Raw genomic sequence first — 15,150 nt, forward strand, 5'->3', positions numbered from 1 at the left:
AGCAGCATGAGCCAAGCGACCCTGACCCTCAGCCGTGCCAGGCACTCTCTCGCCCCGTGGGCGCGGATCGCCGGTCTGACCGTGTGCGCGCTGCTGACGCTCGGCCCGGTGGTGTGGACCGTGTCGACGTCCCTGCGCACCCCGGCGGAGTCCTTCGACCTGCCGCCGCAGATCGTCCCGGCGCATCCGACCGCCGAGGCCTACCGCGGTGTCTTCGACCAGATCGACGTGTGGCTGCTGGCGCTGAACTCCACACTGGTCACGGCCCTGATCGCGGTCGGCCAGATGGTCACGGCCGGCCTCGCCGGCTACGCCTTCGCCCGACTGGAGTTCCGCTTCAAGAAGCCGCTGTTCGGCCTGGTCCTGGCGACCATGATGGTGCCGTTGCAGGTCACCATCGTGCCGGTGTTCCTGGTGCTGAAGTCGGTGGGGCTGACCGACACCCTGCTGGGGCTGATCGTCCCCGCCTTCCCGACCGCGTTCGGCACCTTCCTGATGCGCCAGTACTTCCTCGGCATGCCGAAGGACCTGGGCGAGGCGGCCATGCTCGACGGGGCCGGGCCGTGGCGGATCTTCCGGTCGGTGTACGCGCCGCTGGCCGCGCCCGGGCTCGCCATCGTCGGCGTACTGGCCTTCAACTACCACTGGAACGAGTTCTTCCGCCCGCTGATCCTGGAGACGTCGGGCCAGAACTACACACTGCCGCTGGGCCTGGTCTCCCTGCAGGGCAACCTCGGCACCGGCTCGCTCTCCGTCGTCCTCGCCGGAGTCGTGCTGTCCATGATCCCCGCCGTCGTCGTGTTCGTCGTCGGCCAGCGCCCTCTGCGCGAGGGCATCACCTCCGCAGGAGTCAACCGGTGACCGCCGACGCCCACGCGCCGCGCTTCCACGTCCGCCCGCCCGCGCACTGGGCCAACGACCCCAACGGGCCGTTCCGCTGGCGGGACCGCTACCACCTCTTCTACCAGCACAACCCGGACGCCCCGGTCCACGCCGGCATCCACTGGGGCCACGCCTCCAGCACCGACCTGGCGCACTGGGAGCACCACCCCGTCGCCCTCACGCCCACTCCCGGCGGTCCGGACGAGGCGGGCTGCTGGTCGGGGTGCGTCGTCGACGACGACGGGGTGCCGACCGCCGTCTACACCGGCATCGACCACACCCACACCGGCCTGGGCACGATCTGCCTGGCCCGCGCGGCCGACCCGGACGACCCGGCGCTCGCGGTGTGGAAGCCGCTGCCGGAGCCGGTGGTGGCCGGCCCGCCGGAGGGCCTCGACGTGGTGATGTTCCGTGACCCGTTCGTCTTCCGGCACGCGGGCCGCCGCTGGGCGCTGGTGGGCGCGGGCCACGCGGACGGCACGCCGTCGGTGCTGCTGTACGACTGCACGGACCTGGCGGAGTGGCGGTTCGCGGGCGTGCTGCTGGACGGCGGCGACCCGATGGCGGTGGACGCGTTCGGCGACGCGGCGGTGGGCTGGGAGTGCCCGCAGCTGCTCGCCGCGCGGAACGGCACGTGGGTGCTGCTGCTGTCGTTGTGGGACGGCGACCCGGACAGCACCGGGTATCTGACGGGCCGTCTCATCGACGGCCCCGGCGGGGGGCTGCGGTTCGGGACACTGACCGGCGGCCGCTTCGACCACGGACGGGACTGCTATGCCCCGGCGGTGCTCCAGGAGGCGGACCGGGCGCTGGTGTGGGGCTGGTCCTGGGAGGCGCGGGGCGCCGAGGAGGTGCTGCGCGCCGGCTGGGCCGGGGTCCTCACCGCGCCCCGCGTGGTCGACGTGCACCCCGACGGGTCGCTGCGCGCCTCCCCCGCGCCGGAGCTGGAATTGCTGCGCGCGGCCGGGCCGTTCGTCACGGCGGCCGGGCGCGTGCCGCTGCCGGACGCGTACGACCTGACCGTCACCGCGGGCGCACCGGCGGCCGTGTCGCTGCTGCGGGCCGCCTCGGGTGCGGAACTGACGGTGCGGCTGGATCCGGCGGCCGGGACGGTCGTCCTGGACCGTTCCGCCTGGCCGCGGACCGGCCGGGAGGGCTCGGAGCCGATCACGCTGCGCGTCGGCGGCCGGGACGCACGGGCGGCTTCGGCCGGGGCTGAGGTCACCGTGCGGGTGCTGGTCGACGGGTCGCTGCTCGAACTGTTCGTCGAGGACCGGGCGGTGGTGACCGAGCGGGTCTACCGGCGCCCGGACGACAGGGCGGAACTGACGGTGACGGGGGCGGAGGTGGCCGTCAGCGGATGGGAGCTGGTCCCACCGACGCGCGGCTGATCAGCGGGCAGGCCAGGCGCCGCACGGTCGCGGCCGGGGTGCGTCCGGTGCCGATCGCGTCCAGCAGCAGCCGGGCGGCGGCCTCGCCCATCGCCCGGTGCGGCAGCGCGACCGTGGTGAGGGCCGGGGTGAGATGGGCGGCCATGTGTTCCTGGTCGTCGTAGCCGATCACCGACAGGTCGGCGGGGACGTCGATCCCGAGCCGGGTCGCGGCGTGCAGGACGCCCGCCGCGACCCGGTCGTTGTAGGCGAAGACCGCGGTGGGCCGCCGTCCGGGCGGGACGCCGTCGAGCAGCCGCAGGGCGCCCTCGTGACCGCCGGAGATCTCGCCGCCGGTGCGGACGATCCACTCCTTGGGGACGGTGATCCCCTCGGCGCGCAGCGTGTCGCGGAAGCCGCGCAGCCGCTCGACGGAGGCGATGTCGTCCAGGCCGCCGACGACGGCGAGCCGGCGGTGGCCCTCGTCGAGGAGCAGCCGGGCGGCGGTCCGGCCGCCGGCCCGCTCGGCGGGGACGACCGCCGGCAGCGAGTCGTCCTCGGGCAGGCAGTTGGCGAGCACGGAGTGGACGCGGTGCAGCCCCTCGGGCACGCGGACGCGCCGCAGCGACATGGCGGCGTAGATGATGCCGTCGACGCGGCGGTCCAGCAGCTCGGCGACGGCCGCGTCCTCCTTGGCCGGGTCGCCGCCGGAGTCCACGGTCAGGACGAGGTGTTCGCTCTCCCAGGCGGTCTCCATCGCGCCGCGCAGCAGCCGGCCCGCGAACGGCGAGGACGCGATCTCGTCGGTGACCAGGCCGATCACGGCGGTACGGCGGCGGCGCAGGCCGCGGGCGACGGGGTCGGGGCGGTAGCCGAGCCGGGCGGCGGCCTCGCGGATGCGCTCCTGGGTGGCGGGCGAGAGGTTGCCCTCGGCCCGGCCGTTGAAGACGAAGGAGACCGCGGTGTGGGACACGCCCGCGAGGCGTGCCACGTCCCGGGAGGTGGCTCGGCCACCGGTGCCGTTCGTCTCCTGGGTGCCGCCCATGCCGTCCGCTGTCCTCTGTCCCCGCCCGCTCCGGTCGATCACCGCTCACCCTATCCGTGCCTGCGGCCGGTCGGGCGACTCCCTAGGCTTCCTCCACCCGCTGCCCCTCGCTCACGTGCCCGGGGGCGGTCAGGCTGCCGAGGATGTCGAGGAGTTCGGCGCTGCGGCTGCCGGGCTCGGCGTGGAAGACGACCAGGGTCAGACCGTCCGAGCCGTCGATCGTCATCTTGGTCGAGTGCAGGTCGAGGTCGCCGACCTGCGGATGGCTGAGACGGCTGATCCGGCCGTGCCGGGGGCGCACGTCGTGCCGGGCCCACAGCGTGCGGAAGCGCTCGCTGCGCAGGGACAGCTCGCCGACCAGGTCCCGCAGCCGGGGATCGTCCGGGTCGGCGTGGGCGCGCAGGGCCGCCACCCCCTCGGCGGTCAGGTCCGTCCAGTCCCGGCGCAGCGCCCGCTCGGTGGGGTCGAGCAGCACGGCCCGCAGCAGGTTGACGCCGGGCGTGTAGTTCGGGGTGAGCGCGGTGGCCAGGGCGTTGGCGGCGAGGCAGTCGGTGTACCGGTTCTGCACGTACGCCGGGGTGCGCGGCCAGCCGTCGATGAGCTGCCGGATGCTCGGCGGCACCTGCTCGGGACGCCGCCCGGACCGGGCCGCGGCGGGGGCGGCGGAGCGCTCCCGGCCGAGGCGCAGGAGGTGGGCGGTGGCGTCGTCGTCGAGCCGCAGCACCCGGGCGACCGCTTGCAGCACCTGAGCCGACGGGTTGCGGTCCCGGCCCTGTTCCAGGCGCAGGTAGTAGTCGGAACTGATGCCCGCGAGGAGCGCGACCTCCTCGCGCCGCAGCCCGGGCACGCGGCGCAGCCCGCCGCCGGGCAGCCCCACGTCCTGCGGCCGCACCAGGGCGCGGCGGGCCCGCAGGAACTCCCCGAGCGCGTTCGTACCGTCCATGGCCCCCACGGTACGGCCCGGTGCGTGGCGGTGACTGGCCGTGTCACCCCCAGGAACACGGGGGCACTGCCGTACCGAGCGCGGCGGGCGCACGGTGGGTGACGCACCGCCCGGGCCGCCCGGAGCGGGCTTTCACCCCTGTCCGAGAGAGGTACGACATGTCCGTGACGCTCGCCGGAACGATCACCCCGGCCGACGGCCTGACCCTGACCCGCGTCGGCTACGGCGCCATGCAGCTGGCCGGACCGCACGTCTTCGGTCCGCCCCGGGACCGAGCGCGGGCCGTGGCCGTGCTGCGGGCCGCGGTCGACGCCGGCATCACCCACATCGACACGGCCGACTTCTACGGCCCGGTCGTCGTCAACGAGATCATCCGCGAGGCCCTGCACCCCTACCCGGAAGACCTGCACCTGGTCACCAAGGTCGGCGCGCGGCGCGGCCAGGACGGCTCCTGGATCATGTCCCGGCACCCCGAGGACCTGAAGGCGCAGGTGTACGACAACCTGCGCAGCCTCGGCGTGGAGACGCTGGACGTGGTCAATCTGCGTCTGGGCGACCAGGACACCCCGAACCGGGAGCCGGTCGCCGAGCAGTTCGGGGCGCTGGCCGAGCTGCGCGAGCGGGGCCTGATCCGGCGCCTGGGGCTGAGCGCGGCCTCCGCCGGGCAGCTCGACGAGGCCCGTTCGATCGCGCCCGTGGTCACCGTGCAGAACCTCTACAACCTGGCCGTCCGGCGCGACGAGGCCCTGCTGGAGCGGTGCGCGGCCGAGAACATCGCCTTCGTGCCGTACTTCCCGCTCGGCGGCTTCACGCCCCTGCAGTCCGAGACGCTGGAGAAGGTCGCCGCCCGTCTGGAGGCCTCGCCCCAGCAGGTGGCCCTGGCCTGGCTGCTGCACCGCTCACCGGCCATCGCCCTCATCCCCGGCACCTCCTCCCCCGGTCACCTGCGCGAGAACATCGCCGCCGCCGCGCTGGCGCTGCCCGACGACGCGCTGGCGGAACTGGACACCATCGGGGCGAGGTGAACGCCCGGCCCCCGGGGTACCCGGCCCGTGGCAGACCCGTGCGGCGGAAGGAGCCCGGGTGGGCGCGCAGGACCCCCTACGGACGTACCACGACAAACGGGACTTCGGCAGGACCCGCGAACCGTCGGGGCGGACCCCGGCCGGCGGGGGCGAGGAGCCGCGGTTCGTGGTGCAGATCCACGACGCGCGGCGGATGCACTTCGACTTCCGGCTGCAGGTGGGCGACGTGCTCAGGTCGTGGTCGGTGCCGAAGGGCCCGTCGGACGACCCGCGGGACAAGCGGCTGGCCGTGCCCACCGAGGACCACCCGCTGGAGTACGAGGAGTTCGAGGGCGTCATCCCGCGCGGCGAGTACGGCGGCGGCACCGTCATCGTCTGGGACCGGGGGACGTACGAACCGCTCAGCCACGACCGCCGGGGCCGTCCCGTCGACTTCGCGGAATCCCTGGAGCGCGGTCACGCGACCTTCCGCCTCAAGGGCAGCAAGCTGCGCGGCGAGTACGCCCTCACCCGTTTCCGGGACGGCGACTGGCTCCTGGTGAAGGCCGGGCACGGCGCCCGGGGACGGGGGACGCCCGATCCGCGCCGGGCCCGCTCGGTCCGCACGGGCAGGACGCTGGCCCAGGTCGCGGCGGACGAGAGCTGAGCCGCGGGCCGGTCCGGGCAGGTCGCCTCCGGGGCGGCGCCGGTGGTCAGCCGGGCAGGGGCTGCTCGGCCCAGATCGTCTTGCCGCCGGCGGTCTGCCGGCTGCCCCAGCGCTGGGTGAGCTGGGCGACCAGCAGCAGACCGCGGCCGCCCTCGTCGTACACGTGGGCGCGGCGCAGATGCGGGTAGGTCGAACTGCCGTCGGATACCTCGCAGATGAGGGCGCGGTCGCGGATCAGCCGCAGCCGGATGGGCGGGGCGCCGTAGCGGATGGCGTTGGTGACGAGTTCGCTGACGACGAGTTCGGTGACGAAGGCGGCCTCCTCCAGGCCCCAGGCGGCCAGTTGTCCGGTGGCGGCCTGGCGGGTGACGGCGACCTGGGCCGGGTCCGGCGGCACGTCCCAGGTGGCGACCCGGTCGGCGCCGAGCGCGCGGGTGCGGGCCAGCAGCAGGGCCACGTCGTCGACGGGGTCCTCCGGCAGGACCGCCTTGAGGACGGTGTCGCACAGGGTCTCCAGGCTCTCCGCCGGGGCGCTCAGGGCCCGGCACAGCTCCTCGGTGGCGTGGTCGACGTCCAGCTCCCGGTGTTCGACGAGGCCGTCGGTGTAGAGGGCGACCATGGAGCCCTCGGGCAGCTGGAGTTCGGTGGCCTCGAAGGGCAGTCCGCCGACGCCGAGGGGCGGTCCTGCGGTCATGGGCACGAGGTGGACGGTGCCGCCGGGCAGGACGACGGCCGGAGCGGGGTGTCCGGCCGCGGCGAGGCAGAGCCGGCGGTCCACCGGGTCGTAGACGGCGTACAGGCAGGTCGCGCCGAGTTCGGCGACCTCCTCGCCGTTGTCCTGGCCGTCGGCGGCGAGGTGGGTGACCAGGTCGTCGAGGTGGGTGAGGAGTTCGTCCGGGGGCAGGTCGACGTCGGCGAGGGTGCGCACCGCCGTGCACAGCCGGCCCATGGTCGCCGCGGAGGGGATGCCGTGGCCGACGACATCGCCGACGACCAGGGCGACGCGGCTGCCGGAGAGCGGGATGACGTCGAACCAGTCGCCGCCGATCCCGGCGAGCGACCCGCACGGCAGATAGCGGTGGGCGACGTCCACGGCGGCCTGGCCGGGCAGCCCGCGCGGCAGCAGGCTGCGCTGGAGGGCGAGCGCGGTGCTGCGTTCGCGGGCGAAGCGGCGGGCGTTGTCGACGCAGACGGCGGCCCTGCTGGCCACCTCCTCGGCGAGGACGGCGTCGTCCTCGGCGTACGCGTCGGGCTGGCTGGTGCGCACCGCCACGGCCACACCGAGCGTGGTGCCGCGGGCCCGCAGCGGCACGGCGAGCATCGTGTGGGCGCCCTCGCGGTAGCGGCGGCCCTGGGGGCCGCGGGCGTTGCGCTCGGCGATCCACCGGTGGAAGCCGGGATCGTCGGCGCCGCTGACGACGGCGCGCCCCTCGCGCAGCGCCCGGGCGGGCGGGGAGTACGGCGGGTAGACGTCCGTCTCGCCGAGGTGGACGGCGGCCTCGGGGGTGCCCGGGTGGGCGGAGCCGTGGGCGACGCGGCGCAGGACGACGTCCTCGGGGTCCGCGGGCGGGGGTTCGTCGGCGCCGAGGACCCACTCCAGCAGGTCGACGCTGACGAAGTCGGCGAACCGGGGCACGACGAGGGCGACCAGTTCCTCGGCGGTGCGCACCACGTCGAGGGTGGTGCCGATGGTGGTCGCGGCCTCGTTGAGCAGGGCCAGCCGCTGGCGGGCCCGGTACTGCCCGGTGCTGTCGAACGCGGCGAGGCCGACACCGACGACGTCGTCGGCGGCGTCGCGGACCGGCCACATCTCGATGTTCCAGGCGTGCTCGCGGACGCCGGAGGGGGTGCGGGTGAAGCTTTCGTAGCGCACGGGCCGGCCGGTCTCGGCGACCTCGCGGAGGTGGTCCACGACGCCCCGGCCGCGCTCGGCGTCGTCGACGGTGTCGGCGTAGGGGCGGCCGAGCAGCTCCTCCTGGGCGACGCCCAGCACCCGGCAGGCTGTGTCGTTGAGCCGCAGGTAGCGCTGCCGGGTGTCGAAGACGGTCAGCGACATCGACGCCTGCTGGAAGGCCCGCCCGGCCAGCGTCGGCTCCGCCCCGGTGGGCGGCTCGGCGGTCACCGCCCAGGCGTACGGCCGGCCGTCGGCGCCGTGCAGCGGGAAGGCCCGGGCGCGGACGGGTACGGCGGTGCCGTCGCGGTGCCGCAGTACGACGGTGCCGGTCAGCGAGAGCAGGGAGCCGGGCGGGGCGGGCTCGGCGAGCAGGTCGCGCACGGATCGGCCCACGGCCTCCTGGGCCGGGTAGCCGGTGAGCCGCCGGGCGCCGTCGCTCCACCCGGTCACGACGCCTCGTATGTCGACGACCGCCGCGGCGGCGACTTGCTCCATATCGCCAGGATGGTCCCATCCGTCGACCGCATCAACCACGCGGACCGCGGGACGCCCGCGCGGGACCGGTCCGGGCGGCACGCGCACGGGAGCGGTCACACAGGCGGGCAGGAGGCCGGTCCCGCGGGCGCACGCGCCGTGCGCGGCGCGTGCGCCCGGGGGGGGCGACGGTCAGCCGCGGTGGGCGCGCAGGGCCGCGAGGGCGCGGTCGGCGTGGGTGTTCATGCGCAGCTCGCTGCGCACGACCTCCAGGACGGTGCGGTCCTCGGCGATGACGAAGGTGACCCGCCGGGTGGGCGCGAGGGAGAAGCCGCGCCGTACGCCGAACAGCTCCCGTACGGTGCCGTCGGCGTCGGAGAGCAGCGGCATGCCGAGGCCGTGCCGGCCGGCGAACTCCTGCTGCCGGTCGACGGGGTCGCCGCTGATGCCGACCGGACGGGCGCCCACGGCGGCGAACTCGGCGGCCAGGTCCCGGAAGTGGCAGGCCTCCGCGGTGCAGCCCGGGGTGAGGGCGGCGGGGTAGAAGAAGAGGACGACCGGCCCGTCGGCGAGGAACTCCGACAGCTTGCGCGGGGTGCCGGTCTCGTCGGGCAGGGCGAAGTCCTCGACGCGGTCGCCGGGCTTCAGCGGCGCGCTCATGCCCGGGCCTCCGCGGTGCGGGCGACGCCACGGGCCCACAGCACCAGCGGCACCTGCAGCGGCAGCCGTCCGAAGGCCGCGGCCCGCTGCGGGGCGGGGCGGTCACGCCAGTCCAGGGCCATCTTCACGTTGGCGGGGAAGACGCCGACGAAGAACCCGGCCGCGGCGCGCGCAGCCACCCGCCGGGTGCGGGGCAGCGCCAGCCCGGCCGCGAGGGCCAGCTCGGCGACGCCGCTGGCGTAGGTCCAGGCACGCGGCGAGCCGGGCAGCGAGCGCGGCACGGTCGCGTCGAACGGCCGGGGTGCCGCGAAGTGGGCGACGCCCGCGGCGGCCAGCAGTCCGGCGAGCAGCAGGGGCGAGCGGTGGGACACGGGTCCTCCCAGTGGGGGCGACGGCTGGCGCGCGATATTACTGTACGGTAGGCACCGGCGGACCGCCGGGCTTCCCCACCGCTGGTCGCTCGCGTGCGCCCCGGACTTCGTCACCGCCGGTCGGCCTCATGCGCGGCGGGCCTCCCCACCGCCGGCCGGCCTCGTGCGCGGCGGGCCTCCCCACCGCCGGCCGGCCTCGTGCGCGGCGGGCCTCCTCACCGGTGGTCGGCCTCGTGCACCCCGGGAATTCGTCACCGCCGGTCGACCTCGTACGCCCCGGACTTCCTCACCGCTCGTCGGCCTCGTGCGCGGCCGCATAGGCCAGGAAGTCGTCGACCATGCGGTGGAAGAGCCCGGCCAGCTGCCGCAGCTCCTCGGGCCGCCAATGGGCGAGCGCGAGCTGCATGCCGTGCACCCCGGCGTCGCGGACCCGGCGGATCGCGTCCCGGCCGGCGTCGGTCAGCTCGATGCGCTGGGCACGGCCGTCGTCGGGATCGGGGACGCGGGTGACGTACCCGGCCCTCTGCAGTTGCTGCACGGTGCGGGTGACGTGCGAGGCCTCCACGCCCAGGCGGTGGGCGAGTTCCCCGGGCCGCAGCGGCTCGGCGTCGGCGACCTGCCGCAGCAGGGCGACCGCGGCCCGGTCCAGGGGCACCCCGGCGAGGGCCATGAGGCGCTCGTGCTGCCGGGCCCGGGTGCTGAGGTAGGTGATGCGGCTCAGCGCCCGCTCGATCTCGGTCACTTCCGGGGCGGCGCCGGGGGTGGTGGGCAGCGGCGAGGTGGGCATACGGTCACGCTACCATCTCGTTGCGTTACGCAATTAACTCGTCGCCGGTGCCGGATCCCGCCACGGTCCGGCCCCCGCCCCGGCGCCGCGCCACAGGTCCCGGACCCCGCTCAGGCCGGTCCGGTGACCGGGGCCGTCCACAGGCCGACCAGCGCGTCGACCAGGCCGGTGGCCGCCTCCTCCCAGGTGGCGCGCGGCGTGGGGGTGCCCTCGGCGAGGGCGCGTTCGCGTTCGGCGGCGGTGTGCAGGATCAGGTGCCGGGCCATGGCGCCCCGTTCCGCGCGCACCGGCTCGGGGAGGTCCGCCAGGCAGCGGTTCAGCCCGTCGACGGCGACCCGCAGGGACGGGGAGGCGAGGGATTCCTCGATCATGATCGGGTAGAGGGCGGGGTCGGTCATCACCTGGGCGCAGAAGCGGGCGTACCAGGTGGGGCTGCCCAGCGCCGCCAGGTGCCCGGTCACCGGCCGCACCAGGCAGGAGACCCAGGTGCGCACGTCCCGGGCGTCGCCGGCCTCGGCCACCAGCCGGCCGCGGATCTCCTCCACCTGCCCGGCGTGCCGGCGGGCGATGGCGCGGACCAGGTCGGCCTTGGTGCCGAAGTGGTAGCCGACGGCGGCGTTGTTGCCCTGGCCCGCGGCCTCGCTGACCTGCCGGTTGGACACCGCGTACACGCCGCGCTCGGCGAACAGCCGCTCGGCCGCGGTGAGGATCAGCTCGCGGGTCGCGCCCGTCTGCTCCGCCCGTACCGACCTGCCCGCCATCGCCACCACCGTCCCGGAAACGGCGCCGCCCGCCCGCTCGGGCGGCGTCCCGCCAGGGAAGCCTACAAAAGCGCACGTCGCACGGGGTGAGGGCATCCCTTCCAGTGCAGCCGGGGCCTCGGCGGCCGGGGGTGGTGCGCCGTTCGGTGGAAACCGGGGGCGGGGGCGCGTGGCCGGGCGCCGGGGCGTCGAGACCTTCTGCCGTGACCCTGCCGCTCATCTCCCCCATGCTCGCCACCCCGGGAACCCTGCCGCCCGCCGCGCAGGACGCGCGCTGGGCCTATGAGACCAAGCAGGACGGGCAGCGTGTGGTGGTGTATCTGCCCGGCGACGGCAGCGTGGTGCTGCGGGCCCGGTCGGGTGAGGTCATCACCGGCGCCTACCCGGAGCTGCTGGCGCTGGGCGACGCGCTCGGGGACACCCCCGCCGTGCTGGACGGGGAGGTGCTGGCGCTCGACGCGCAGGGGCGTGCCGACTTCCAGCTGCTGCAGTCCCGCATGGGCCTGGCGCACGCCCCGCGCCGCGCCGCCCGGCGGGCCGCGGAGGCGCCGGTGCACCTGGTGGTGTTCGACGTGATGCACCTCGCCGGGCGCTCGCTGCTCGCGCTCCCCTACACCCGGCGGCGCGCGGAACTGCTGGACCTGGGGCTCACCGGCGGCTACTGGTCGACGCCCGCGGCGCTCGTCGGCCACGGCGCCGAGGCGCTGCGGGCCACCCGGGAGCACGGCCTCGAGGGCCTGGTGTGCAAGCGGCTCGACTCGGTGTACGAGCCGGGGGTGCGCTCCCGCTCCTGGATCAAGATCCGCAACATGCACGGCGTCGACGTGATCATCGGCGGCTGGCTGCCCGGCAAGGGACGGCTGACGGGGCTGCCCGGCGCCGTCCTGGTCGGCCAGCGGTCCCCGGACGGCGTCCTGCGCTATGTCGGCGGGGTCGGCACCGGCTGGAGCGAGGCGGAACGGGAGCAACTGGCCGACCTGTTACGGGACTTGGCGACCGACACATGCCCCTTCACGCCCGCGCCGCGACTGGGGGACGCCCACTGGGTGCTGCCCCGGCTGGTGGGCGAGGTCCGCTACAGCACCCGGACCCGCGCGGGCATGCTGCGGCAGCCGTCCTGGCTGCGACTCCGGCAGGACCTGAGCCCCGAGGAGTCGGCGGCGGACCTGCCCGGGCCGCCGGCGTGATCTTTCCGTTGGGCTGATCTTCACCGGCGAGACGCCCACCCCCTCTTGGCGCGGACATGCAAAACAGGGCACCCTGAACTCCCCTTCCCCCCACAGCCGTTGGGCTGCGCCCGGAGCAGAGGAGGACGCAGTGTCGTCACCCAGATCCCGTATCCACCGCAGGAGATGGCTCACCGGACTCGGCGCCGCCGCCGCGCTCGTGGTGGCCTTCCCCGCCACCGCCTTCGCCGCACCGCCCCCGGCGCTGCCCGCCAACGCCGACGACCTGGAGCGGACCTATCAGCCGGCCTTCGACTACGACACCGACGGCTGCTACCCCACCCCCGCCATCGGACCCGACGGCAGCATCAACACCGGCCTCAACCCGACCGGCGCCCTCAACGGCAACTGCCGCGACGCCTCCGACCTGGACAACACCAACAGCTACTCCCGTGCCAAGTGCAACAACGGCTGGTGCGCCGTGATGTACGGGCTGTACTTCGAGAAGGACCAGGCGCTCCCGGGCATCAGCATCGGCGGCCACCGGCACGACTGGGAACACGTCGTGGTGTGGGTGCAGGACAACCAGGTGAAGTACGTGTCCACCTCCAACCACGGCTCGTTCACCGTGCACGCGGCCTCCGAGGTCCGCTTCGACGGCACCCACGCGAAGGTCGTCTACCACAAGGACGGCATCGGCACCCACTGCTTCCGGCTGGCCAACGGCAACGACGAGCCGCCCGAGAACCACAAGGGCACCTGGCAGTACCCGCCGCTCGTCGGCTGGAACGGCTACCCCGCCGGTCTGCGGGACAAGCTGAGCGCCTACGACTTCGGCAGCGCCCACTTCGGCCTGAAGGACGCGAGTTACGCCTCCCACCTCGCCTCGGCGAAGCCGTCCGGGATCCCCTTCGACCCCAGCGCGTAGCGGTACGGGCGATCGGCCCGCGGACCTAGGACCCACGCCCCGCCGGGGTCCGCCCGCGGGCCGATCACGCGGCTCGGGCGCCGCCGTAGGGTCGCGTCATGACCACGAAGGACACGAGCGGACGGCTCGACGAAGCGCTGGAACGGCTCCACACCTCCGGTCCGGAGTTCGGGGGGTGGCTCAGCAACCACGCCCCCATGGTGGCCGAGTCCCTCGCCTCGCGCGGCCGGGCCGGGGACGTGCACCACTGGCTGGACCTCTACAGCGACCGGCTGGAGGAGTTCCCCACCCCGGTCGCGGAAATCACCGACCCCGACTGGCGGGAGGCGCTCGGCGACCCCCGCCGGGCCGCCGACTGGATCGCCTACTTCACGCGCGCCCTCGCGGACCGCCCGTGGCGGGACGTCCTCGCCGAGTGGTGGCCGCGGCTGCTGCCCGGGCTGTACGCGGCGGCCACCCACCCGGTCATCCGGGTCGGGCACGCCGTACGAGCCCTGGAGGCGGAGCAGAACGAGCCTCGGCTGACCGAACTCGCCCACGCGCTCGGCTACTGGGCCGCGCGTCACCTGCCGGTGACCGGCCTGGAGACGCTGCCCGGCGCCGCCACGGCCGACGCGGCCCTGGACGCCGTACCGCGGATCGATTCGGACCAGGGCGGCTACCTCGCCCGGCTGGCCGCCGTGCACCGGCTGCCCGTCTGGGCGGAGGACGTACACGACCCGGACACGGCCCGGCAGCGGCTGACGGAGCTGGTCCGTGCCGCGACGCACCGGTACGCCACCCACGGCCACGGCGAGGAGACCATGCTGGTGCACGCGGCGACGGCGCCCAACGCGGTGCTGCGCACGCTGCCTTCGCTGCCCCGGCCGCTGTGGGTGCCGAGCCTGCACGCCGCGTGGACGGCGTCCGCGGCGGTGACCGCGATGTACGCCCCGGCGGAACCGGTGGCCTACCGCCCGCCGGGCGACATCACGCCCGAGGAGGTCGTCGAGCGGGCCCTCGCCCACGGCGACGAACACGTGATCAAACTGACCGACACGGCCCTGGACGTCGGCGACGAGCAGGCGCTGGCGGCCGCGCTGCGCGCGATCGAACTGAGCCGGCCGCTGACGGACTGACCCCCGCGAGCCGGGGCGACCCCTCACCGCCCGTGCGTGGACGGCTGTCCGCCGTCCGGCGCATGATGGGCCCTATGGATCATGAGGACGAACTCCCGGCCGACGTACCGGCCGAGGCGCTGCTCGCGCTCGCCGGCGGTCATCACGCGCGTGCCGGCCGGCCGCTCGGCGCCCGTGAGGCGGCCGGGCACCTGGTGAAGGTGTACGCGATCGAGGCGCCCGGCCGCACCGTCGGCGACGAGGAGGCGCGGGCGGCCCTGGAGATCGCCGAGGCCCACCTGGCGTCGGCGCGCCACCGCGGCTCCCTGGGACTCGCGGTGGTGCTGGTGCACGCGGGCGGCGACGGCGACTACGTGCTGGTCCACACCTGGATCGAGGGGCACATGGCGGACCTGGCGGTGTTCACGGGCCCCGCCGGGAAGCCGGAGCTGCTGCGGCCGGGGCGGGCCGGGCTCGCCCCGTGCGTGTGGGAGGCGGCCGTCCTCGCCCATGAGCGCGAGGCGTTCTCCCGGCACGTCCTGGACGGCACCGGGCCGCTCGCCGGCCGGCTGGCCGCGTGGCGTGCGGACACCGTCGAAGGGGCGCTGCGATGACCGCCGGGGAGCCGCGTGTGCGGCACGCCGAACCCGCCGATCTGCCCCGCGTCGCCGAACTCGCCGCCCAGCACGCCGCCTACGAGCGGGCCGCTCCCCCGGTCCCGGACCTCGCCGAGCGGCTGCGCACGCTGCTGTTCGGCACCCCCGAGCCGCGGCTGCGCTGCCTGGTCGCCGAGCTGCCCGGCGGCGAGCTGGCCGGGTACGCCACCTGCGCGCCGGAGTTGTCGACCTGGGAGGGCCGCGCCTACCTGCACATGGACTGCCTCTTCCTCGCGCCGGGCCACCGCGGCCTCGGGCTCGGCCCGCTCCTGGTGGACGCGGTGGTCGCCGAGGCGCGCGCCCAGGGCCTCACCGAGGTGCAGTGGCAGACCCCGGCCTGGAACGAGGGCGCGGTGCGCTTCTACGACCGGCTCGGCGCCCGCGCCAAGGAGAAGCTGCGCTACACCCTGAGCGTCGCTCCCTGACCCTCCCGAGGGTCTATCGT

At 75.2% G+C, this 15,150-nt stretch carries 16 protein-coding genes; 9 read left to right on the forward strand and 7 right to left on the reverse strand.

Features of this window, described 5'->3' with window-relative positions; all coding sequences use genetic code 11:
• The first annotated feature begins 6 nt into the window (after positions 1–6).
• Complete coding sequence (locus IE308_RS11280) at positions 7–861, forward strand: carbohydrate ABC transporter permease (protein WP_110626221.1); 855 nt, start codon at positions 7–9, stop codon at positions 859–861.
• Positions 858–2,273: a glycoside hydrolase family 32 protein gene (locus IE308_RS11285; RefSeq protein WP_190217771.1), complete on the forward strand. Its 1,416-nt coding sequence runs from the start codon at positions 858–860 to the stop codon at positions 2,271–2,273. The genes IE308_RS11280 and IE308_RS11285 overlap by 4 nt, the downstream gene beginning before the upstream one ends.
• Here the strand turns inward: IE308_RS11285 and IE308_RS11290 are convergent.
• Both IE308_RS11290 and IE308_RS11295 read right to left on the reverse strand, forming a co-directional pair.
• Positions 2,236–3,297: a LacI family DNA-binding transcriptional regulator gene (locus IE308_RS11290; protein WP_190217772.1), complete on the reverse strand. Its 1,062-nt coding sequence runs from the start codon at positions 3,295–3,297 to the stop codon at positions 2,236–2,238. The two genes, IE308_RS11285 and IE308_RS11290, sit on opposite strands and share 38 nt — an antisense overlap.
• Positions 3,298–3,379: 82 nt before the next feature.
• Positions 3,380–4,240: a helix-turn-helix domain-containing protein gene (locus tag IE308_RS11295; protein ID WP_190217773.1), complete on the reverse strand. Its 861-nt coding sequence runs from the start codon at positions 4,238–4,240 to the stop codon at positions 3,380–3,382.
• A gap of 158 nt (positions 4,241–4,398) precedes the next feature.
• Here IE308_RS11295 and IE308_RS11300 point away from each other — a divergent pair, with 158 nt between their 5' ends.
• Together IE308_RS11300 and IE308_RS11305 are read left to right on the forward strand one after the other, a co-directional pair.
• Positions 4,399–5,265: an oxidoreductase gene (locus IE308_RS11300; protein ID WP_190217774.1), complete on the forward strand. Its 867-nt coding sequence runs from the start codon at positions 4,399–4,401 to the stop codon at positions 5,263–5,265.
• 58 nt (positions 5,266–5,323) lie between these two features.
• Positions 5,324–5,911 carry a DNA polymerase ligase N-terminal domain-containing protein gene (locus tag IE308_RS11305; RefSeq protein WP_110626226.1) on the forward strand — a complete coding sequence of 196 codons (588 nt, stop codon included), beginning with the start codon at positions 5,324–5,326 and terminating at the stop codon, positions 5,909–5,911.
• Positions 5,912–5,957: 46 nt separating this feature from the next.
• On the opposite strand, the gene IE308_RS11310 is transcribed toward IE308_RS11305, so the two are convergent.
• The 5 genes from IE308_RS11310 to IE308_RS11330 form a co-directional block, all read right to left on the reverse strand.
• A complete protein-coding gene (locus tag IE308_RS11310; protein ID WP_190217775.1) occupies positions 5,958–8,300 on the reverse strand; it encodes a SpoIIE family protein phosphatase in 2,343 nt (780 codons plus the stop codon).
• Between the two features lie 171 nt (positions 8,301–8,471).
• On the reverse strand, positions 8,472–8,939 hold the full coding sequence (locus IE308_RS11315; RefSeq protein ID WP_308440095.1) for a peroxiredoxin: 468 nt from the start codon (positions 8,937–8,939) through the stop codon (positions 8,472–8,474).
• The gene (locus tag IE308_RS11320; protein ID WP_110626229.1) at positions 8,936–9,310 is read right to left on the reverse strand and encodes a DoxX family protein; all 375 of its coding nucleotides are present in this window, start codon (positions 9,308–9,310) and stop codon (positions 8,936–8,938) included. Before IE308_RS11320 ends, IE308_RS11315 begins: the two co-directional genes overlap by 4 nt.
• 286 nt (positions 9,311–9,596) lie before the next feature.
• On the reverse strand, positions 9,597–10,097 hold the full coding sequence (locus IE308_RS37210; RefSeq protein WP_190217776.1) for a MarR family winged helix-turn-helix transcriptional regulator: 501 nt from the start codon (positions 10,095–10,097) through the stop codon (positions 9,597–9,599).
• A 110-nt stretch (positions 10,098–10,207) separates the two neighbouring features.
• Positions 10,208–10,858, reverse strand: coding sequence for a TetR/AcrR family transcriptional regulator (locus IE308_RS11330; RefSeq protein WP_110626231.1), 651 nt, complete (start codon positions 10,856–10,858; stop codon positions 10,208–10,210).
• Between the two features lie 203 nt (positions 10,859–11,061).
• Here IE308_RS11330 and IE308_RS11335 point away from each other — a divergent pair, with 203 nt between their 5' ends.
• The 5 genes from IE308_RS11335 (at position 11,062) to IE308_RS11355 (ending at position 15,130) form a co-directional block, all read left to right on the forward strand.
• Positions 11,062–12,045: an ATP-dependent DNA ligase gene (locus IE308_RS11335; RefSeq protein ID WP_190217777.1), complete on the forward strand. Its 984-nt coding sequence runs from the start codon at positions 11,062–11,064 to the stop codon at positions 12,043–12,045.
• A gap of 130 nt (positions 12,046–12,175) precedes the next feature.
• Positions 12,176–12,952, forward strand: coding sequence for an NPP1 family protein (locus tag IE308_RS11340; protein WP_190217778.1), 777 nt, complete (start codon positions 12,176–12,178; stop codon positions 12,950–12,952).
• Positions 12,953–13,050: 98 nt separating this feature from the next.
• The gene (locus tag IE308_RS11345; RefSeq protein ID WP_190217779.1) at positions 13,051–14,070 is read left to right on the forward strand and encodes a questin oxidase family protein; all 1,020 of its coding nucleotides are present in this window, start codon (positions 13,051–13,053) and stop codon (positions 14,068–14,070) included.
• A 74-nt stretch (positions 14,071–14,144) separates the two neighbouring features.
• Positions 14,145–14,663 (forward strand): hypothetical protein, encoded by a 519-nt coding sequence (locus IE308_RS11350; protein WP_190217780.1) that lies wholly within the window; start codon positions 14,145–14,147, stop codon positions 14,661–14,663.
• Positions 14,660–15,130, forward strand: a complete 471-nt coding sequence (locus IE308_RS11355; RefSeq protein WP_110626236.1) for a GNAT family N-acetyltransferase — start codon at positions 14,660–14,662, stop codon at positions 15,128–15,130. Before IE308_RS11350 ends, IE308_RS11355 begins: the two co-directional genes overlap by 4 nt.
• Positions 15,131–15,150: the final 20 nt, after the last annotated feature.

This window comes from Streptomyces griseosporeus, from assembly GCF_014656055.1.
GTDB lineage: Bacteria > Actinomycetota > Actinomycetes > Streptomycetales > Streptomycetaceae > Streptomyces > Streptomyces griseosporeus.